Consider the following 20,001-nt stretch of genomic DNA (forward strand, 5'->3'; position numbering starts at 1 on the left):
AATGTTAACTTCACTTGTGCGCCTCAAGACCCCAAGTATTCTGTTTTCAGTTCAATCTCTTTTACTTCTTTATCGTAATAGACCTTATAGGCCCTGGCGTTGGGTCTTGAACTTACGATTCGGCTGACCTCTTCCTCAATAAAGTGGATAGCCACTCCATCATCCGCTGCAATTCCAGGCTTTATTTTATCAGAAGCCAAAAGCTCATGATAGGCAGGCCTTCTTTCCGCTTCCCCATCGTAATGAGGGCAATTGCTTCCTTTTAAGAAGCCCAGGCATGTTAAGGGCTCCAGTTTATCGCCATATGAATCCGTAACCCCTTCTTCAAACCAGCAAATGGATCCTGCGCTGATGCCGGCTAATACGATCCCTTGGCCCCATGCCTTTCTTAAAATCTTATCTAGTCCCCATTCTTTCCATAAAGCCAATAAATTCTTCGTATTTCCGCCTCCAACATAGATGATATCTTTATCCAGTATAAACCCCTCTATATCTCTTGTTGGCGGCTTAAATAAAGATAAGTGGGACGGCTGGCACTTCTGATTTTCAAAAAAGTCATAAAACCACTTGATGCAAATGTCGGAATCTCCTGTAGCCGTAGGAATATAACAGATTTTAGGATTTTCTTTTCCTGACTGCCGCAAAATATATTCATCTAATAATGGATTCTCCGGTTCCATAGAGAATCCCCCGCCTCCAAGAGCGATTATTTGTCTCATATTCCAGCTCCCCCCAAACATGTTTAGTATAAATATTCTCCTTCATGACTGACGTTCCTTGTTCAACTAACTAAAAAAATGGAGCTGCCCATATGACAGCTCCATTATAAAAGATATCTTACGATTCACTCAGCGCTGGCTTCCCCGCTTCAAGAAGCACCTGATCCCGCCCTAATATGAATGCTAATAGGATAATGAATGCCCCTGTTCCAGCAAGAAGCCATTCGACGGCAATGATATCTGCAATTGGTCCAAATATCAGCATGCCGATCGGCATCATGGAGGTGGAGATCATCCCCATGACTCCAAACACCCTGCCTAAATAGTTCTCTTCAATTTTTTCCTGCAGCATGACAGTAGTTGGCGTGTTGAATATTGGCATCGCCACACCGAACAAGGCCATGAACACTAAATAGATCCAGAAGACCGGGACAATGCCAAGCGCCAAAGTGCATATTCCCATGATGAGACTGGCGAGGGTCATCGTTTTAATTTTATTTGGATAGCCTCCCCAGGAAGCAATGATTCCTCCGCCAATCATCATGCCGACTGAAAAAGCAATTTCAATGGCTGTCAGCTTCCATACATCTCCGCCAAAGGTGCGGGTAACCTGCAGCGGCGTCAAAAAGGCGGCAGGCGCCATCAGCACGAAGAAGACAGCAAAGAACAGGAAGAACTTTTTCAGAAATGGATTGCTGTTTACATATTGCAGACCTTCTTTAAAGTCGCTGAAGTAGCTCGTAGTCTGTTTGGCCGTGGCCTTTTCGTGCACAGCAATTTTGACAAAAGTCATCAGTGTAACAATGGCAATCGCTGCTGTGATGACATCGATGAAAAAGATGATTTCAAGTGATGACATTGCCAGCAGAGCAGCACTGACCATTGGCGAGACAAACATGATAACGGCTTGAATGCTTCCGTTTGCTCCGTTTACCTTTGTGAGCTTATCCTTCGGGACAATCTGAGGCAGAATCGCCCCGACAGCAGGAGTCTGAATCCCTGTTCCAAGGGCACGGATCGCTGCCATGACAAATAGAAGCCAAATGGATTCATAACCCATAAAAAAGAGGATAGCGAGAATCAGTGTTGAAAAGGCAATAAGACCATCTGCTAAAATAATCAGCATTTTCCGGTTATACCGGTCTGCCCAGACACCCGCGACCGGTGATAAAAAGAAGGTCGGAATAAAACCGCATATGATGTAGAGCGTCATCATCAAACCAGATTCTGTCGTTAAGGTAATATGCCACATAATGGCGTATTGAACGAGGGACGATCCAAACAGCGAGATCGTCTGACTGCTTAAAAAGAGAATAATATTCTTAAGCCAATTCTCCTGCAGATTAGGATTTTTTGTACTCATTGTCTAATCACTCATTTCTATATTAGTTAATAAAAACAAGCTTTGCCTATATTCAGTTGATTAATCCGCTCTATACATTCTATTTCTAAAGACAGCAAAAAAGAGGAGAAATTCATCTCCTCTTTAAAAATAACCGTTAAATTTAGGTTTCCTTAAATAGACAGACCAATCCCGTTGCTCTGAACATAGGCAGAGCCTTCAAACGTATTCAATTAACGATTGAAAAGCGGGTTTCTTAATCTCATTGATGCTGTCAACAGGAAAACCTCCATTTCATTTTAATTATATTAATCATACCAGCGCAGACCCGTTCATGCAATAGGGACATTAGGACAGGTTCCTCGTCCCAGTTGGGGCCGGGAATGTGTACATGTCCTATCGTCCCTACTTATAAACTTCTTCTCTGGAATGAAACCCATCTGCAATAATGGTACGATCCATATTGTGTTTATCGACAGCAATTGGCGAAAGAAGGACCGAGGGCACCTCGATTTTTCCATTATTAATTTTTCGGCTTGCTTCTATATTTTCTCCCTTCGCCATCCTGACCGCTAGTTCAGCAGCTTCTTTGGTGAGCGTGCCGATAGGTTTGTATACCGTCATCGTCTGGGTACCTCTGATGATCCGCTGGGCAGCGGCAAGCTCAGCATCCTGTCCTGCTACAGGAATTTTCCCTGCCAGCCCTTGCACTGCCAGTGCCTGGATGGCTCCGCCTGCGGTAGCATCGTTGGCTGCGATCACGGCATCTATTTGATTTTGGTTGGCTTTAAGAGCCTCTTCCATATTTACAAATGCATTCGCAGGCGTCCAATCTCTGGACCACTGATCATATACAATCTGTATATCGCCTTTTTCAATTAAAGGCTGAAGCACGTTAAAGACTCCTCGTTTAAATAAATGGGCATTATGGTCAGTGATTGCTCCGCCAATGTACACATACTTCCCTTTAGGAACCAGTTTGGTGATGGCCCTTGCCTGCAGCTCTCCAACCTTTTCATTATCAAAGGATATATATAAGTCGATATCGGCATTTTTCACTAGCCGGTCATATGAGATGACTTTGATGCCTGCCTCGTGAGCTTTTTTGACGATCGAAGCGGTGGCTTCAGCATTATGTGGAACGACAACCAGCAGGTCGACCCCCTGTTTAATCAATGTTTCTGCCTGTGATATTTGGACCGCATCATCCCCATTCGCAGCCATGATCTCCACTTCGGCTCCGAGTTCTTCTACGGCCTCTTTGAACAAATCTCTATCCTTCAGCCAGCGCTCTTCCAATAAAGTATCCATTGAAAAGCCGATCTTAACGGCTTTCTCCCCATCCCCTCTTACTTGCACTTCGCCTGCAGAAGGAATTGCTTTCCTGGGATTTTTTTTGAGTGCTGTTTCCGTTTGGCAGGCTGACAGGAGGCAAACCAGAAACAGCGCAGCCAGAGTCAGCTTCCATTGAATCCTATCCATCTGTTTTGCCCCTTTTTCTTCCATCATTCTTTTTTTCCCAGAAGGGTTTTGCGGAATTCCGTCGGTGACTGGCCGCACATTTTTTTGAAAACCTTGCTGAAATAGTTCGGTTCATGATAGCCCACTTCAAAGGTGATTTCTTTCAGGCTTTTTCCGTGATCCGCCATCAGCTTCTTTGCTTTTTCAATACGGCATTCAGTCAGGAAATCGATATAATTTATCCCGAGTTTCTCCTTGAACATTTTACTGATATAGATCGGGCTTAGCTCCACTTTCCTACCCAATGCTTCAAGAGAAATATCCTCGTGGGAATGTTCGGTAATATATTGTTTCAGCTGGTGGATAGTATCCGCTTCCAGCCTGTCGTAATGCTCCATATACGCCTTCTTCATTTGCTTTACCAATTGACTCGTTTCAGCGCGCAGCTGCCGGAAATCCTGGGTTTGATACGCAAACAATGGCGCAGGAGCTTCAACCCCTATCTCACTCATTACACGTGAAGCAATCCAGAGCAGCTGCAGCACCCGCTGCTGCGCTTGAATCACCCCTTCCCTTTCTGTTTCACATCGCTGGATCATTTCCATTACACTTAAGCTGATTTGCTGCCATTTACCAAGCCTGACTTGATCGAAAAACTGTTTTTCCCGCTCTTTGGTCAGCTGCAGATCTTCCCCTGCGCTAAGCACTGGCACATCGGAATAAAATCGGTATTTAACAGGGAGGGTTGAATCCAGGGTGGCAATAAGAGATTCCTGATAGGACTGACGGATGGACTGCATTGATCCACAAGCGTTCCCAATCCCGACGAACCAGCCTTCTGATAAGCCTTTTTTCGCAAGAGACAGAATTTCTCCGGCTATAAATATGGCCTGTGAACGGAATGATTGCTGTTTTTTCCTAAAAACGATGATGGGAAGCTGGCGGCCATATAGTGCACCTACCCATGCACTGCCTGCTAGCCTGACCTTCTCTTTGACCGAGGTATAGAGGTGTTCTTGTCCATCAGGGAGCAGGATGCTCATGACAAACTGTTCATCTGTTGAGCGAATATCGAGCATTTCCACCAGCATATCCAGATGAACTTCATGGACATGATCGAACAGCAGCTGTGTCACTACATCCGTCTCAATGACCGGAAGAGCCTTTTGCAGCGCATCCTGCTGAAGCTTCGTCATTTCACGGAATCTCCGCTCTTCCTCAATCTGTTCAAGCACCTTCCCAACTGTTGCTTCAATTTCCGTTATCTTGCTTGGCTTCAGTAAATAATCCTTGACCCCAAGCTTTATCGCCTGCCGGGCATAATCGAATGTATCGAATGCTGTAATCATAATAAATTTAATATGCGGATCGGCTTCACTGATTTGCTTAATAGCTTCCAGGCCATTCAGCCCTGGCATCTGAATGTCCATCAGGATTAAATCAGGGTTAAACGCTTTAGCCAATTGAACGGCCATCTTTCCATTTTTGGCCTGGATGATTTCAACGCCAGGAAAGGCCTTTTGCAGAATCACTTCCAGTCCTTCCCGTTCAATTTGTTCATCATCCGCGATCAGGAGTCTTGTCATGCTGCCCCCCTCCTATCTTTCGGTATTGTTATTACTACTTTTGTGCCGGCAGCACTGCTCTCAATGTTCATGACATCTTCATTGCCGTAAAAAAGGCGCAAACGCCTGACAACATTGGTAAACCCTATGCCCGTAGAGTTTCCATCTTTTTGAATGAACTGCCCTTGAAGAATCTGTTTAATTTTAAATTCCTCAATACCTGGACCATCGTCTTCCACTTCTATAATCACACAGTCATTTCCGTCCTGAATGCGAAACCAGATAATTCCCCCATCTTCTCTTGGCTCGACTGCATAGTTGACGGCATTCTCGATGATCGGCTGCAGTGTGAGACCCGGAATGTCCACATTCAGACACGTTTCATCTATTGACATTTTCAAATGCAGGCGATCTGTAAATCTGGCTTTTTGAATATCCATGTATTGCTGCAGGACCATCACTTCTTCTCTAAGTGTTACTGGCCTATCAAGCCTTTTTAAGTTATAGCGCAGCAGGCCGGCAACACTAACAAGCAGGTCGCTGGTTTCATGAGAGCCTTCCAGATAGGCTTTCTTGGAAAGGGTATTTAATGTGTTAAATAAAAAATGAGGATTAATCTGGCTTTGCAGGTTCAAGAGCTGGCTTTCCTTCAGCAATAACTTGCTTTCCTGCAGCTCATGCTCCAGCTGCGCCTTATGCTGGATCTCTGAAATTAGGTTATTGATATTAATCCGCATCCGGTCAAAGGTCTGGGCAAGAAAAGCAATTTCATCATTCGAATCAACCTTTATCGGCAAGTGAAATCTGCCCCTCGATAACTCATTGGCTGCCTGGGTCAGCTTCTGTACAGGCTTCGTAATGCTTAAGGAAAAGCCATAGGTTAAGAACATTAAGAGGCAGGTGATCATCAGCATCAGCCAAATCCCCAGTTTTTTGATTTCTTCGGACTGGTCAATAATCCCCCGGTAAAGCCGTTCATACGTATTCAGTTCACTATCAATCAGCGTCAGCGTCATCTCGGAGATATACATCGAGATGCGCGTCGCTTTTGAGAATTCCTTTGCCGAATCCTCTGTCTCCTTTTCATTAAAATAAAGAAGGGAGCGGTCAGTTGTCTCAACCAGGCTGTCAATCAAATTCATATAATTTGTCAAAGCGAAATCATTTTCTGAATTTCGAAGATATGAAACTTCCCTTTTTGCATTTTCTATTTTTCTCCTACTTTTGTTCAGTTTGTCCAGATTTTCGGGAATAGGCGTGATGAAGTAGTTATTCAAGTCTGCAATCATCTGCTGGCTTGTTCTTGTAACTTCATTCATTCGAAGGTACCGCTGAAGAATTTCATTATATTGATTCTGAGTTTTCTGATTATAATAGGTGAGTGTGATCCATATGGCTGCCATAATCAATAGAATCACAGTCGTGAGTGTCCAGATTTTCTTATGAATTTTGTTCATTGCTTTTCCATCGCCTTTAATATCCTGATATCGGTAAGATAGCCTTCAGATTTCAGCGGCACTTCTTCATCCCTAAGCCATTTCAAAATCAGCTCTACACTGAGGCTTCCCATCTTTTCAGGAGACTGTTCAATGATTCCATCAAGTTTCCCCTGAGTAAGCAAAGATATTGAATCCGGACCATCGTCAAAAGAATAGATATAATAAGGTTCTACCTGTGATCGCCTTCCAATTTCCTGAATCATCGCTCCGGCTATATTTGCCTTAATAGCTATAAAACTATCAGTATCCGGATTTTGATTCAGCATGTTCTGAGTGGCAGCGATAATTTCCTCCCTAACATCAGTCGTTTCCGCATAGACTGTCTGGATATTTGGATAATCCTTCAGTACTTCATGAATGCCATCAAGGCGCTGCCGCTGATAAAACTCTTTATGCTTGTCACCCATGAGAATGACTTTTCCTTTATGGCCCATATCGTCAAGAAGCTGTTTCGCAATTAACTGCCCGGCCAGATATTGATCCGAGCCGACGTACGTTTTTCTCAAACTTTCAGATTTGGCCACGTCATTGGCCACCGTAATAATCGGGATTCCATAAAAAGCTGCTTTTATCTTTGTTAAATCTTTGAATTCCTGAGTGTCCAGACCCTGAACAATGATGCCGTCCACTTTTGATTGAATGGCTATCTCTAACTTTTTCAAAAATTCCTCTTGATTCTTTCCATAACTTCCCCAGACTTCCAGGCTTGCCCCATCCTTCCGTGCTTGTTCCTGTGCAGCAATACCTGCCTTATCCCAGAAAGGGGTCTCTAATTCCTGCGTTATCAGGACAAGCCGATATTTCGCTTCCTGGCCATCTGATGCAGCTGGGAGGTCCCACTCGGATGTAAACGCTTTCTTTGATAGCGTAAATGTAAAATAACCAAGGACGATACATGTAAGACAAAATACTAAAATACCCGTTTTACGCAAGGCTGTATCTCCGTTTCCTAAGTATGAACAGCTAAATAATTTTAATCATATCACCTTTTTAAGGCTTATAGAAGAGTTAGAAAGAGAGAGGATTTTCTGCTGTTAACAGGAGGATAATCGGTGCTTTAGGAAATGCTGCCCACCTGCATTTTAAGGGCATCCTTTTGCCGGATGCCCCATTTTCGAAACTGCTAATGCAGGAAACTGGTAATCTACCCTCTCTTCTTCCGGGTCATGACATCAAAAATCACAGCACCCGCCAATACGCCTCCGCGGATCATATACTGGAGGGAAACCCCTACCCCGAGCAGATTCATGCCGCTTGATAAAGAGGCCATGACTACAGCACCGATAATGGCACCAGTGATTTTGCCCACGCCCCCTGCAGAAGAAACCCCGCCGACATAAGCAGCTGCAATGGCATCGAGTTCAAATAATGTCCCAGCTGTTGTAGTCGCTGACTGAAGACGTGAGGTGAATAATATGCCGGAAAGAGCTGCCAGCATCCCCATTGAACCGAATACTATATACGTAATTTTATTTACATTGATTCCGCTCAGATGTGCCGCTTCCGGATTGCTTCCCACAGCATATATATGTCTGCCAAGAACGGTTTTCGTTGTCAGAAAGTGATAGATGACAACCACTAAAAGCATAATGACAACCGTCCAGGAAAATCCATTGTAGCCTGCCAGGATCCAGGTAATATAGGAAATGATTGCAGAAACAAAAACTAATTTGACAATAAAAATCCCTTTTGACACTACCTCGAATTGATAGTTGATCTTGTTTTTCCGCGTGGAAATTTCACTGTATATATACAGCAATATGGCCAGTACACCCAGAATCAGTGTCAGGAGATGCAGTCCATTCACTTGCATAATCGAAGGAATGAATCCGTTTCCGATTGCATTAAATCCATCATCCTTGACGATAATGGTCCCGGTCTTCTCTGTTACCTGAAGGAGTGCACCTCTAAAGATCAGCATTCCTGCAAGAGTAGCTACGAAGGATGGGATACCAAACTTTGCAACTAAAAGGCCATTGAATAGCCCGACAAAAATACCCATCACCAGGATAATCGGAATGGTGATATAAAACGCTACTCCCATTCCCGTCAGGAGAATCGCAGCAATCGCTCCCAAAAATCCAGCGACGAACCCGACTGAGAGGTCAATGTGCCGGATCACGATAACCAGCGTCATCCCCACTGCAAGGACAGCGATATATCCCGTTGAATCCAGCAGATTGCTTATATTTCGCGAAGACATAAACAGACCGTCAGTCATCATGGTGAAGGTGAGCATAATCACGAATAAGGCAATGTACATGCCATAGTCACGGATATTATCTTTAAATAGCGTTTTCGCTTCGTTAATAAATTCCATTAGTTTAACCTCCTATTGCGTAGCAAGCTGCATGATGCTTTCCTGATTTGCTTCTTCAATCGACAGCTCGCCTTTAATTTGGCCTTCCGCCATGACATAGACACGATCGCTCATCCCCAGAACCTCACCCAGTTCTGAAGAAATCATAATGATGCTCATACCTTCCTCGATCAATTGATTCATAATCGTATAAATCTCGAATTTAGCGCCAACGTCAATGCCCCGCGTCGGCTCGTCCAGGATCAGCAATTTCGGCCCGACAAATAGCCATTTGCCCAGGGACACTTTCTGCTGGTTCCCCCCGCTCAAATTGCCGACAACCTGTTCAAGGGAAGATGCTTTAATATACATGGACTTTTTATATTCCATTGTTTCCTTTACTTCTTCGTTATCATTAATCACTCCATTTACAGCAATCCGTTTGAGGTTTGCCGCAGAAATGTTGTTTTTAATATCCTGTATTAAAAACAGGCCGTCCCCTTTTCGGTCTTCCGTCACGTACGCAATCCCTGACCTGATGGCGTCACTCGGATGCTTCAGCGTTTTTGGAACGCCATCCACCAATAGTTCGCCGTGTAGTTTATAAGATTTTGGATTTCCGAAAATACTCAGGGCAAGTTCTGTCCTGCCTGACCCCATCAAGCCCGCAATCCCGACAATTTCTCCTTTCTTAACATGAAAATTAACATCTTTTACAACCTGCCTGCCCAAATGCACAGCATACGCGGACCAGCTGCGAAGCTCAAGAACAGGATCGCCAAATGTTTTGTTCGGCCTCTTTGGATAAATATCTTCAATCTCCCTGCCGACCATGTTTTTAATAATGACATTTTCAGAGATTTCTCCTTTTGAGGCGTCCAGGGTACAAATGGTTTGGCCGTCACGAAGCACAGTCGCTTTATCTGCAATCGAGATGACTTCTTTCAGCTTATGGGAGATCATGATGCAGGTAATTCCCTGCTCTTTCAGCTCCCCTAACAAATCTAGAAGATTTTCGCTGTCATCCTCATTAAGTGCTGCAGTCGGCTCATCCAGGATAAGCATTTTCACGTCCTTGCTTAAAGCTTTGGCAATTTCAACTAATTGCTGTTTTCCAACGCTCAGGTCTTTTACGAGCGTTTCTGGATTCACATCGAGCTTAACCTTATCCAGCATTTTATTAGCTTCAGCAATGGTCCGGTTCCAATCGACAATTCCACCTTGCTTAATTTCATTGCCCGCGAAGATATTTTCATAGACTGTGAGATCCGGAAACAATGCAAGTTCCTGGTAGATAATGACGATTCCTGCTTTTACACTGTCACTGATCTTGTTGAATTGCTGCACACTGCCCTCAAATACAATGTCACCCTCATATGTGCCATATGGATATACGCCGCTGAGCACCTTCATCAGTGTGGATTTACCTGCTCCGTTTTCACCAATCAAGCAGTGGATCTCACCTTTCTCCACTTTGAAATTGACATTGCTGAGCGCTTTGACACCTGTAAATTCCTTGGAAATCCCGTGCATTTCCAAAATATTATCGTTCATTATGATTCCCCCTAGCCAAACAGCTATCAGAAGGAGAAATAGTGATAGAAGCATCTATCACTATTTCTCCTCCTTTATTGATTAAAGTCCTGTAAATTCATCCGCTTTATAGTATTCAGAATCAATCAGTTCTTTTTTCACGTTATCTTTGTCGACAACGATTACATCTGTTTGCTTTGCTTTTACTTCAATCTTGCCGTTGTCGTAAGAACCAGTTGTCTCAGGGTCTTTGTCTTCAAGGATATCGATCGCCATGCCCATTGCATCTTTCACGAGAGTACGAACATCCTTGAATACTGTCATGGATTGCTTTTCATCAATAACGTATTGAATGGAAGCCTTCTCTGCATCCTGACCTGTTACAAGATAGCTGGATACTGCACTGTCAGTTCCAAAAACATCTGCAATGGAACGGGCCGTTCCGTCGTTCGGAGCAAGAATTGCCACATCGCCCTTCATATCGTCAGAAGCTGCAGTCAAATGCGTTTGTGCCTTGTTCTTCGCTTCGTTTGGATCCCAGTTCGTTGTCACCTGGCCAATGATTTTGCTTAGCTGGTCACGGGACAGATCAGCTGTCTCTTTCAAAGCTTCGGCTTCGCTTGAATTAGCAATCTTGAATGTGCCATCTGCAATCTTAGGCTGAAGCACACTCCATGCTCCCTGGAAGAATAGGAAAGCATTGTTATCAGAAGCAGCGCCTGCGTATAGATACAGAGGCACGTCCTTGCCCGTTGCGTTATCTGCCAGGTATTGTGCCTGTGCAGCTCCTACAGCAAGGCTGTCAAATGTTACATAATAATCAATTGCATCTGTATTGGTAATTAAACGGTCATAGGATATGACTTTTACCCCATCTTTCTTCGCAGCCTCAACCGCTGCAGCAGCTGCATCGCCATCTTGCGGACAGATAATCAGCACATCAATCCCTTTGTTCAGCAATGTCTCTACATTTTCTTTTTCCTTAGCCGAAGATCCCTGGCTAAACAAAATCTCAGTTGTATATTCCGTTCCTTTTAACGCATCTTTAAATCTTTGCTCATCCTGAACCCATCTGGGCTCATCTTTCGTTGGCAAAACGATTCCGACACTTACCTCACTGCTTCCGCCGCCAGTGCCCTGGCTGCATCCTGCTGCAATAAACGCAAACATCATAACCGTCAGCATAAGAGAAATGACTTTCCACTTTCTTTTCATTCTTTTTCCCCCTTTATAATGGATAAAAATTACCTGCCTACAGGAAAAATTATAACTTTATTACCAGCCCGTGAAAGCGTTATCACTAGCACTCTTTTAATATCACCTGTAATTTTTTATACTTAATTCAATCTCAAATTTTTTTCCACAATAAAAAAAAGACAGCTGCACTAGCTGCATTTTTTATGTCCATAAAAAAATGCGTTAATCCAAAGATCAACGCATTTCTCTTTATAAAGCTTCACCCTCAGTTTGCTTCTTACCCGGCGCAAACCAGCCAAACAGGGCAATGGCCACCAATACGCCATAAAAGACCAATGTCCAGCCTGTACTATGAGGAAAATGATGATCAAGGACACCGATATCCTCATGGGCAAGTGTAATAACAGCAAGCTTGACACCAACCCAGGCGACAATCGCATAAGCAGTTGTTTCTAATGCCGGCCGTTTAGCAAGGAGTTTAACAAACCAGGTAGCCGCGAACTTAATCAGGATCAGTCCGGCAATCCCGCCTAGAACCACTACAATAAACTGGCCGCCATCCATGCCGCCGAAATCGTCAAGCGGTGAATCCGGCAGACCTAGTGCCAGCGCAACAGCAGCAAGAATCGAATCGATGGCAAAGGCAAGATCGGCTAATGCAATCTTCCCTACAGTTGGCCAAAATCCTTTCCCTGCCGCTTCTTCCTTCACATCCTCACGAATATTTTCGTTTTCTTTTCCGAACTTGGCCTTAATTACATGTTTTAAGCCAAGGTACAATAGATAGGCTGCTCCAATCGCCTGGATCTGCCAGACGTTTGCAATAAATGAAATGGCAAAAAGCGCACCAAACCGGAAAACGAAAGCCATAATGATTCCATAATTAATTGCCTTTTTCTTCTGATCTTCCGGTAAATGCTTCGCTATGACGGCTAAGACAAGAGCATTGTCAGCCGACAGCAATCCTTCCAGACCAATTAATATCAATAATGCCCAGGCATACTCGAGCCAAATGGACTCCATCCGCGACACTCCTTTCTGCAGCAAAAATGTTCTTCATTGATTCGATAACTATAGATTCCCCAAAATTGCTGAAGGAAACCTTAAAAATATATAATAAAATGGCGTCCTATATTCAGGACGCCAGAAGAAAAAAACTAATTATTCAAATCAAAAAGACCCGGGGCATGCTCATTTGGCATATCAGGCATTTCAGGAACAGGATAGCCTTTTGGCGGTTCTACCACGGCAAGGTCTCCGCCATTTCTGCTTGGAGTGGTCCCCTGGAAAACCTCACCGATCCGGGTATCATCAAGCCTGAAATTAAACTGGGCATTGTGGAAGCCCATTTCCACATATTTTCGGCATTCAGGGTATTTATTTAAATCGTAATTAGGAATCGGGAATATTTTGCCCCAATCCACTCCTAACGTTTCCAGTGCTTTTGCGAATGCATTTTGATGGGCATTATCCCGGACAATCAGGAAGGCAATCGTCTCTCTTAGCGTCTTATTGCTGCTCATCTCGTAAATCCTTGATTTCTGGAGAACACCTGTCGATTCAAGAACGACATTATTCAGGAGGTTGGCCACCAGGTTGCCGTGGTCATATACCCAGGATCCGTTCCACGGGTTACCGCCAGCATCGACAGGAAGAGATGCCTTTGCCCCCATAATAAAATGATGAGGGTTAGCTCCTCCTTGAATCACATCGTCCAATGGAGCCCCATCTTCAGCCTGATTGCCTGGCATACTTCCGCCAGCATCATTTAGAAGCTGATTAATCGTAGTTTGAACGAGTTCAACATGACTTAGCTCTTCCAAAAACACACCTCTGATCAGATCACGATATTGCTTCGCTTTTCCTCTGAAATTTGCACTCTGGAATGAAAACTGCATCAGCGTCCTCATTTCGCCAAACTGCCCGCCCAACGCCTCCTGCAGCACTTTCGCCGCATGCGGATCCGGCTTATCCGGCACAATCATATTAATTAAATCTTCTTTATAAAAGTACATGTTCATCATTCTCCTTTTTCCAGCATTCTTAATTAGAATGCCTTGCCTAAAGGAGCCTATTCATAAAATAAGCAGGAGGCTTAACCTTTCTGCAAAACATGATGCCGTCATAGTGCTTTTGCGGATATATGGCAATAGGCAACAGCCCTATCATGCCAGCTTCGAGGAGCCGCCACCTCCGATTCAGCCAGTTCCGCTTTGGAAGCCCCTTTTCACATAAAGGCACAAAACTGTCATGCCTACAGGCTTCCAGAAGTAAACTTTCTAACTGTTTTTTAGACAAATTAATGGGAAAGTTCACTCTAAGCAGGGAGGCAAGCTCACCTTCTCCGGCATAATAACCTATGGAGTAAACTTGATCGCCATAGCATTTTGATAGCTGCTGTCCGACATTCGTGATACCAAACAGCTTAGAAGTGACTGTTTTGCTTTTTCTAATATGAAAATTATGAGCCCACACAATGACCTTTTCACCCTTGTAATACTCTTCCAATAACCACTGCAGATTTCTGAACATATACGTTCCCCGCATGACTCCTGAAGCAATCCAGCTTTTTGTATTGATTTCCAGCCACTTCAAACGGTTCTTGAGTCCCCGCCCTATAACCTTAAGGTTCCTTTCTTTTTCTATATCATCTTCCTTCAATCTGCTCTCAAAAAGCTCCAGACTGGACTGATATAGATCCATACACATTTGAATCTTTTCTTTAGCCTTCTTAGCTATTTTCGTTTGTCCCCTTATCTCCTCATCAATATTGAAAAATACTGTTTCTGCCTGATGAATGGAAGCATATACTTCTTCATCTGTATTAAACTTGAGCCATTCCAGCATATTTTGCGATATCAGCGGGTATGCGGGCTGTATATCCATACCGGCGATATGCAGGCGGTTCGCCCAGGATTCCTGAAATAAAGGGAGCATTTCTTCATTATGAAAAATATCCAGAAGGCCATGCTGAATTTTCTCCTCAGCAGGGAGGTCTTTCAAAAGCTTTCTGCAAAATACCGCTTCAAGCAGACCGCTCTCCATGACAACCACATTAAATCCATGGACACTATGCAAATACTTAATCATATTTATTTTGCCTGTGTAAAAATCCCCGACTCCATGGCTGCTCTCTCCCAGCATCACAACCCTTTTCCCCTCAACATATGGATCCATACAGGTAAAATCAGATGGAACCGTTATTTCACAGCTCTTGCTGGCTATTTGATCTATCCAAAGTGATCTTGTTTTTCTTGTTATGAAATTCATGAACAAACCTCCATCACAAAACCGGGGAGATCTCCCTATAAGATAACTATGATTACGAATTGGAAATTAATTGGTTTCACTTTTTCTTTCATTCATATACTTGGCAAAGAGAACCTTCGAAAAGGTAAAATAAATTGAATCCATTCGGAGAAGAATTGGGGAGATATTATGAATGCCTATTTACTTTTAGCATTAGCCATTGTAAGTGAAGTGTTTGGCAGTTCCATGCTTAAAGCAACAAACGGATTCAAAAAACTACTGCCATCCCTTGGTGTAATCATTGGATACGGTGTAGCTTTTTATTCGTTATCATTATCGTTAAAAACACTGCCGCTTGGTGTGGCTTATGCGATTTGGGCTGGCCTCGGGACCGTGCTGACAGCCTTGGTCGGAATCACCATCTATAAAGAGAATGTAAATGACAAAAAGATTCTGGGACTGGCTTTAATAGTTGGAGGAGTTATTTTATTAAATAGCGGTGGAGGCCATTAATATGAGAGGATACTTTTATTTAACAGTCTCAATCGCAGGAGAGATTTTTGCCACCACCATGCTTAAGCTGTCGGATGGCTTTACGGTGCCGCTGCCATCTGCAGGAGTCTTGTTTGGCTATGCACTTTCATTTTATTGCCTATCATTATGTCTTAAAACCATTCCATTAAGTCTGGCTTATGCCATTTGGTCAGGAGCAGGAACAGCGTTAACTGCGTTAATCGGTGCCGTACTATGGGGAGAAGCATTCAGCAGCCTCAAGATACTGGGAATCATACTGATTATCGGCGGAATAATCGCATTGAATTCTTCCAGTAATGAAGAGACTGCAAAAGAGCCTTCACGTTAGGGCTCTTTTATGTTTCCATGACTTATCTTCATTTATGCCTTTTCCCTTATTAGATATCCTTCAAGGCCCTTAATGTCTTATCCCGAATCTGAACACGATTGATATAGTCCTTCGCCACAAGTTCTGTGTAAAGCAAGTCAAAGAGCAGGAAGAGCGGCAGTGTTGGAGAGATGTTCTGGCCCATATGCATACTGTTTTTACTAGTAACCAGAAGGGATAGATCTGCCAGCCGGGAGAGTTCGGATGTTTTATCACTTGAGATAGCAAGGACTGACGCACCTTGTCTCTTGGAAATTTTGACAGCATCGATTATTTCTTTTGTTTTCCCTGAAACAGAAATGCCAATGACAAGGCTTCTGTCTGAGCTTAATGCTGCATCCATCACAGCTTGATGAGGGTCTGTAATCGACTCAACCTGGATTCCGATCCGAAAAAACTTCCATTTAAACTCCTGTGCTGCAATCCCTGAGTTGCCGATGCCGTATACATGCACTCTCTCCGCTTTCGTTAACAGGGTAATAGCTTGCTGAATATCAAAATAAGTCATGTTCCGGAAAGTCGTTTCGATGATCTCTAAATGGTTTTGATAGAGATTGGAAAAATAATCAATCTCTTTGATGTCACTGGACGCTGCCGGCTTATTTCTTAAGTCGATATATCTCTTTAATTCGTGCTTGAATTCATTAAACCCTGAAAAAGAGATTTTCTGACAGAATCGGGTAATCGTAGCAGGAGAAATATGAATTTTTTTCGCGATTTGATTGATTGACAATTGGCTGATTTCATCAGGATTTCCGATTATATATTTTGCTAATTCCGACTCCGAGCTTGTGAACTTTTCCATCGAGCAGGCTATGCCATGAAGAAGGTTCTCACCGAGATATTCCATATTCCATCTCCTTTTTATATCCTTAGGTTCATTATACAAGATGATAACCATATTTTTGTTCAAAGGGCAGAAAACTATGAAATATCTATAACTAGCCTCACTAAAGCAAAAAGCTGAAAACAACAGTCAGAAGACTGAGTTGTTTTCAGCTGATCCTTATTTTTTAATAGCCTCTACAAATCTTTTCGTGATGATCTGCGGTCTTGTTATTGCACCGCCTACCACAACCGAGTGAACATGAAAGTCCAGTACTGAACGGGCAATCTCCGGAGTGGAGACATTTCCTTCAGCTATAACCTTTGCATGCTTCACTTCTTTGACGATTTGTTTGATCACGGAGTAGTCATGATCATCGATTTTCAATCCTTTTGTCTCTTCTGTATATCCGTATAATGTTGGTGCGACAATATCAAATCCAAGCTCATCGGCCAAAATGGCTTCTTCTACTGAAGAGACATCGCCCATCAGCAGTATATGAGGATACTTTGATCTTACCTCCTGATAAAACGATTCCAGATCGTTTCCATCCGGCCGGATCCGGGTCGTTGCATCTGTTGCAATGATTTCGGCACCCGTCTCAGCTAAGGCATCGATCTCTTTCATCGTTGGTGTAATAAAGACAGGATGGTCCTTGTATACTTGTTTGATGATGCCAATCACAGGAAGATCAACTTGTTCTTTTATTTCCTTAATATCAGGGACAGAGTTGGCACGAATGCCAACAGCCCCTCCCTCCTTTGCAGCCAATGCCATACGTCCCATAATGAACGAGCTGTGAAGCGGTTCTCCTTCTAAAGCCTGGCAGGAAACAATTAGCCCATTTTTGATTTGTTCCAGCACTTGATGCATTTAAAAACACGTCCTTATTATTTATTACTGACCCAGATACTCTTCTATCTCGTTTTTAACAATGGTGACTTGAGGTCCATAAATAATTTGAACTCCCGTTCCCTTTTTCACAATCCCTTTTGATCCGGTCTGTTTAATGATTTCATCTTTTACCATGGATTCATCCTTTACGGTTACCCGCAGACGAGTCGCACAGCAATCAACAATATCAATATTATTTGTTCCGCCTAATCCTTCTACAATCGTTTTAGCACGATCTGTAGCTGCAACTTGCTCCGCAGCCTGTTCTTCATCTTCACGTCCCAGAACTTTGAAATTCTTTTTTCTGATTAAGAATTTAAATGTAAAGTAGTATAGGAAGAACCATGGAATACCTACCATCAATACATATGGCCAGTTTGTTTTATCTGTCCCTTGAAGAATTCCAAATAAAATAAAATCAATAAATCCGCCTGAGAAGGTTTGGCCGACAGTAATATTGAAAATGTCCGCCATCATAAAAGCAAAACCATCGAAAATGGCATGTACTAAATAAAGAAGAGGTGCCACGAACAAGAAACTAAATTCAAGCGGCTCTGTGATGCCTGTCAAAAATGAGGTTAATGCTGCGGATAACAAAATTCCAGCAACCACTTTTCTGTTTTTCTTTTTAGAGCAATGATAAATGGCCAATGCTGCACCCGGCAACCCAAACATCATCGTAATAAAACGGCCTGACATAAATCGTGATACCCCTTCGTAATATTGTTCAGTCGAAGGATCACCCAGCTGGGCAAAAAAGATATTTTGTGTACCGCTGATTAGCTTCCCGCCAATCTCCAGTGTTCCTCCAAGAGCCGTTTGCCAGAATGGAAGATAAAAAATATGGTGCAGACCAAGCGGTCCAAGCATACGTAAAATAAATCCGTAGAATAGAGTTCCGATTTCCCCGGTGCCAGTAACAACTGATCCAAGCCCATTGATTACTGCCTGGAAATATGGCCAGATCACAAATAGAATGGCTCCAACAAAAATCGAAGCAAATGAAACGACAATAGGAATAAAGCGGGATCCTCCAAAGAATCCTAACACTTGAGGCAGCTGAATTTTATTGTATTTATTATGCAGGGCAGCTGCCGCTATCCCGACGATAATCCCCCCAAAAACACCGGTTTCCAAAGTTTGAATCCCGACAGCCATCCCTTGGCCGGCTCCTGCCAGGTTATCCTTCGCCAGATCTCCGGTTAAAGAAAGCAGCGCACTAATGGTGCTGTTCATAACAAAATAACCAATCATGGCTGCTAAACCAGCCGTTGCTTTATCTGAACGGGCTAAACCGATCGCTACCCCTACCGCAAATATGATCGGCAAGTTGGCAAATACAATCGATCCAGCAGCACTCATGATCGTAAAAATGGCCTGAAGCCAGGTGATATCTAAAAATGGATAAGCTGAAACCGTATTCGGATTAGACAGCGCTCCGCCAATCCCTAATAACAAACCCGCTGCCGGCAAAACCGCAATAGGCAGCATGAACGATTTACCAAATTGCTGAGCTTTTTCAAAAGCTTTTTTCATTGAATAAACCCCCTTTATCTTGCTGAGTAACCTGATGCTTTAACCTTCTATCCGTATCATATATTCCCAGCTGCAGCAGTTCAATGGGATTGAAATCGTTTTCAATCCTTTTCATCATTCTGCCGGCAACGCTGAAAATACGTTCAGTTGCTAAGGTGCCTAAAAAACATAAAGCGACATTTGTATGCCGTTAAAAGGAAAAATAGTTAAAAATAAACTTACTTGATTAATATATTTACGTTAAATCTTCATTTACAATACTGGACCAGCCAGAAAATATCTGGCTGGTCTTTTGAAATTGGAATATCGCTAACAGAACCTTCCTTATTAAGGATAGAGTGACATTTAGCCATTAACCTGCAAAAGGAGATGTCAAATAAACAGCTAGGCAAGATTATTTAATAGAATTAACCTTGATTCGCCAAATCATATGATGAGACCCTTCTCCCCAATAATCCTTTAATAAATAATCCGGTTCTCCAAACTTCCTTCTCCAGATCTTTTGTGAATGTTTATATCCTGAATCTAAACAGAATTCTTCTACTCCTTTATTCCTTAAGGTCAAATACATAGCTGCTAATAATTGATTGCCTATGCCCTTTTTCTGATAATCAGGATGTACAAAGACTGTACCCACTTCATAAAAGCCATTAAGTGCCTGATCCGAACCTCTAATTATCAGCTCATTGGCTGCTCCGTATTCTATTGAACCAACGATTTTATCGCCAAGTAGAGCGATTAGAAAATACCGTTCTTTACCGCCGCTTTTCATATCCATATTCAAATAGTTTTTCTTGGCTATAATTTCTTCTTCCATGTCTTCCAGCAAATCACCAATGCCTTCTTTAAGAAACGTATCGGTTATAACCATTCGAAAGAAATGGTTTAGATCTTTTGCATCCTCAGCAGCTGGCCTTCTTATCATGACATTATTCACTATTAATCTGCCCCTTTTATAGTTACTCCTTTGGATACTTCCT

At 43.0% G+C, this 20,001-nt stretch carries 18 protein-coding genes; 2 read left to right on the plus strand and 16 right to left on the minus strand.

What is annotated here, in order from left to right:
* Positions 1-23: 23 nt before the first annotated feature.
* The 12 genes from MKY20_RS00715 to MKY20_RS00770 all read right to left on the minus strand — a co-directional run bounded on the left by MKY20_RS00715 (position 24) and on the right by MKY20_RS00770 (position 14,885).
* Positions 24-719, minus strand: coding sequence for a Type 1 glutamine amidotransferase-like domain-containing protein (locus MKY20_RS00715; protein ID WP_019380235.1), 696 nt, complete (start codon positions 717-719; stop codon positions 24-26).
* Positions 720-837: 118 nt separating this feature from the next.
* Entirely contained in the window at positions 838-2,082 is a 1,245-nt protein-coding gene (locus tag MKY20_RS00720; RefSeq protein ID WP_071157358.1) for an MFS transporter, read from the minus strand.
* 384 nt (positions 2,083-2,466) lie between these two features.
* Positions 2,467-3,570, minus strand: coding sequence for a D-xylose ABC transporter substrate-binding protein (xylF, locus tag MKY20_RS00725; RefSeq protein WP_071157356.1), 1,104 nt, complete (start codon positions 3,568-3,570; stop codon positions 2,467-2,469).
* Positions 3,567-5,108 carry a response regulator gene (locus tag MKY20_RS00730; RefSeq protein ID WP_251156701.1) on the minus strand — a complete coding sequence of 514 codons (1,542 nt, stop codon included), beginning with the start codon at positions 5,106-5,108 and terminating at the stop codon, positions 3,567-3,569. Before MKY20_RS00730 ends, xylF begins: the two co-directional genes overlap by 4 nt.
* Complete coding sequence (locus tag MKY20_RS00735; protein ID WP_071157354.1) at positions 5,105-6,544, minus strand: sensor histidine kinase; 1,440 nt, start codon at positions 6,542-6,544, stop codon at positions 5,105-5,107. The genes MKY20_RS00730 and MKY20_RS00735 overlap by 4 nt, the downstream gene beginning before the upstream one ends.
* A complete protein-coding gene (locus MKY20_RS00740) occupies positions 6,541-7,518 on the minus strand; it encodes a sugar ABC transporter substrate-binding protein (protein ID WP_019380231.1) in 978 nt (325 codons plus the stop codon). The genes MKY20_RS00735 and MKY20_RS00740 overlap by 4 nt, the downstream gene beginning before the upstream one ends.
* Positions 7,519-7,730: 212 nt before the next feature.
* A complete protein-coding gene (locus MKY20_RS00745; RefSeq protein WP_071157352.1) occupies positions 7,731-8,906 on the minus strand; it encodes a sugar ABC transporter permease in 1,176 nt (391 codons plus the stop codon).
* 12 nt (positions 8,907-8,918) lie between these two features.
* The gene (locus MKY20_RS00750) at positions 8,919-10,439 is read right to left on the minus strand and encodes a sugar ABC transporter ATP-binding protein (protein ID WP_071157350.1); all 1,521 of its coding nucleotides are present in this window, start codon (positions 10,437-10,439) and stop codon (positions 8,919-8,921) included.
* A gap of 81 nt (positions 10,440-10,520) precedes the next feature.
* Positions 10,521-11,633 carry a sugar ABC transporter substrate-binding protein gene (locus MKY20_RS00755; RefSeq protein WP_071157348.1) on the minus strand — a complete coding sequence of 371 codons (1,113 nt, stop codon included), beginning with the start codon at positions 11,631-11,633 and terminating at the stop codon, positions 10,521-10,523.
* Between the two features lie 231 nt (positions 11,634-11,864).
* Positions 11,865-12,638, minus strand: a complete 774-nt coding sequence (locus MKY20_RS00760; RefSeq protein ID WP_019380227.1) for a TerC family protein — start codon at positions 12,636-12,638, stop codon at positions 11,865-11,867.
* Positions 12,639-12,772: 134 nt separating this feature from the next.
* On the minus strand, positions 12,773-13,630 hold the full coding sequence (locus tag MKY20_RS00765; protein ID WP_009335405.1) for a manganese catalase family protein: 858 nt from the start codon (positions 13,628-13,630) through the stop codon (positions 12,773-12,775).
* Between the two features lie 46 nt (positions 13,631-13,676).
* Entirely contained in the window at positions 13,677-14,885 is a 1,209-nt protein-coding gene (locus tag MKY20_RS00770; RefSeq protein WP_251174134.1) for an erythromycin esterase family protein, read from the minus strand.
* 168 nt (positions 14,886-15,053) lie between these two features.
* Here MKY20_RS00770 and MKY20_RS00775 point away from each other — a divergent pair, with 168 nt between their 5' ends.
* Both MKY20_RS00775 and MKY20_RS00780 read left to right on the plus strand, forming a co-directional pair.
* Positions 15,054-15,377, plus strand: a complete 324-nt coding sequence (locus MKY20_RS00775; RefSeq protein WP_019380225.1) for a DMT family transporter — start codon at positions 15,054-15,056, stop codon at positions 15,375-15,377.
* A 1-nt stretch (position 15,378) separates the two neighbouring features.
* Positions 15,379-15,726, plus strand: a complete 348-nt coding sequence (locus MKY20_RS00780; protein WP_019380224.1) for a DMT family transporter — start codon at positions 15,379-15,381, stop codon at positions 15,724-15,726.
* A gap of 49 nt (positions 15,727-15,775) precedes the next feature.
* On the opposite strand, the gene MKY20_RS00785 is transcribed toward MKY20_RS00780, so the two are convergent.
* From MKY20_RS00785 to MKY20_RS00800, 4 genes are all read right to left on the minus strand, one after another.
* Positions 15,776-16,615 carry a MurR/RpiR family transcriptional regulator gene (locus tag MKY20_RS00785; protein WP_217034757.1) on the minus strand — a complete coding sequence of 280 codons (840 nt, stop codon included), beginning with the start codon at positions 16,613-16,615 and terminating at the stop codon, positions 15,776-15,778.
* A gap of 156 nt (positions 16,616-16,771) precedes the next feature.
* Positions 16,772-17,464, minus strand: a complete 693-nt coding sequence (locus tag MKY20_RS00790) for an N-acetylmannosamine-6-phosphate 2-epimerase (protein ID WP_009335410.1) — start codon at positions 17,462-17,464, stop codon at positions 16,772-16,774.
* A 24-nt stretch (positions 17,465-17,488) separates the two neighbouring features.
* A complete protein-coding gene (locus MKY20_RS00795) occupies positions 17,489-19,021 on the minus strand; it encodes a maltose/glucose-specific PTS transporter subunit IIC (protein WP_009335411.1) in 1,533 nt (510 codons plus the stop codon).
* Between the two features lie 394 nt (positions 19,022-19,415).
* On the minus strand, positions 19,416-19,958 hold the full coding sequence (locus MKY20_RS00800) for a GNAT family N-acetyltransferase (RefSeq protein ID WP_192908118.1): 543 nt from the start codon (positions 19,956-19,958) through the stop codon (positions 19,416-19,418).
* Positions 19,959-20,001: the final 43 nt, after the last annotated feature.

Source organism: Cytobacillus sp. FSL W8-0315, from assembly GCF_038002905.1.
GTDB lineage: Bacteria > Bacillota > Bacilli > Bacillales > Cytobacillaceae > Cytobacillus > Cytobacillus pseudoceanisediminis.

What these genes read in the sequence shown, in the direction of transcription:
- MKY20_RS00715 (WP_019380235.1), bottom strand. Translation starts at nt 719, where the DNA reads ATGAGACAAATAATCGCTCTTGGAGGCGGGGGATTCTCTATGGAACCG.
- MKY20_RS00720 (WP_071157358.1), bottom strand. Translation starts at nt 2,082, where the DNA reads ATGAGTACAAAAAATCCTAATCTGCAGGAGAATTGGCTTAAGAATATT.
- xylF (WP_071157356.1), bottom strand. Translation starts at nt 3,570, where the DNA reads ATGATGGAAGAAAAAGGGGCAAAACAGATGGATAGGATTCAATGGAAG.
- MKY20_RS00730 (WP_251156701.1), bottom strand. Translation starts at nt 5,108, where the DNA reads ATGACAAGACTCCTGATCGCGGATGATGAACAAATTGAACGGGAAGGA.
- MKY20_RS00735 (WP_071157354.1), bottom strand. Translation starts at nt 6,544, where the DNA reads ATGAACAAAATTCATAAGAAAATCTGGACACTCACGACTGTGATTCTA.
- MKY20_RS00745 (WP_071157352.1), bottom strand. Translation starts at nt 8,906, where the DNA reads ATGGAATTTATTAACGAAGCGAAAACGCTATTTAAAGATAATATCCGT.
- MKY20_RS00750 (WP_071157350.1), bottom strand. Translation starts at nt 10,439, where the DNA reads ATGAACGATAATATTTTGGAAATGCACGGGATTTCCAAGGAATTTACA.
- MKY20_RS00755 (WP_071157348.1), bottom strand. Translation starts at nt 11,633, where the DNA reads ATGAAAAGAAAGTGGAAAGTCATTTCTCTTATGCTGACGGTTATGATG.
- MKY20_RS00760 (WP_019380227.1), bottom strand. Translation starts at nt 12,638, where the DNA reads ATGGAGTCCATTTGGCTCGAGTATGCCTGGGCATTATTGATATTAATT.
- MKY20_RS00765 (WP_009335405.1), bottom strand. Translation starts at nt 13,630, where the DNA reads ATGTACTTTTATAAAGAAGATTTAATTAATATGATTGTGCCGGATAAG.
- MKY20_RS00770 (WP_251174134.1), bottom strand. Translation starts at nt 14,885, where the DNA reads ATGAATTTCATAACAAGAAAAACAAGATCACTTTGGATAGATCAAATA.
- MKY20_RS00775 (WP_019380225.1), top strand. Translation starts at nt 15,054, where the DNA reads ATGAATGCCTATTTACTTTTAGCATTAGCCATTGTAAGTGAAGTGTTT.
- MKY20_RS00780 (WP_019380224.1), top strand. Translation starts at nt 15,379, where the DNA reads ATGAGAGGATACTTTTATTTAACAGTCTCAATCGCAGGAGAGATTTTT.
- MKY20_RS00785 (WP_217034757.1), bottom strand. Translation starts at nt 16,615, where the DNA reads ATGGAATATCTCGGTGAGAACCTTCTTCATGGCATAGCCTGCTCGATG.
- MKY20_RS00790 (WP_009335410.1), bottom strand. Translation starts at nt 17,464, where the DNA reads ATGCATCAAGTGCTGGAACAAATCAAAAATGGGCTAATTGTTTCCTGC.
- MKY20_RS00795 (WP_009335411.1), bottom strand. Translation starts at nt 19,021, where the DNA reads ATGAAAAAAGCTTTTGAAAAAGCTCAGCAATTTGGTAAATCGTTCATG.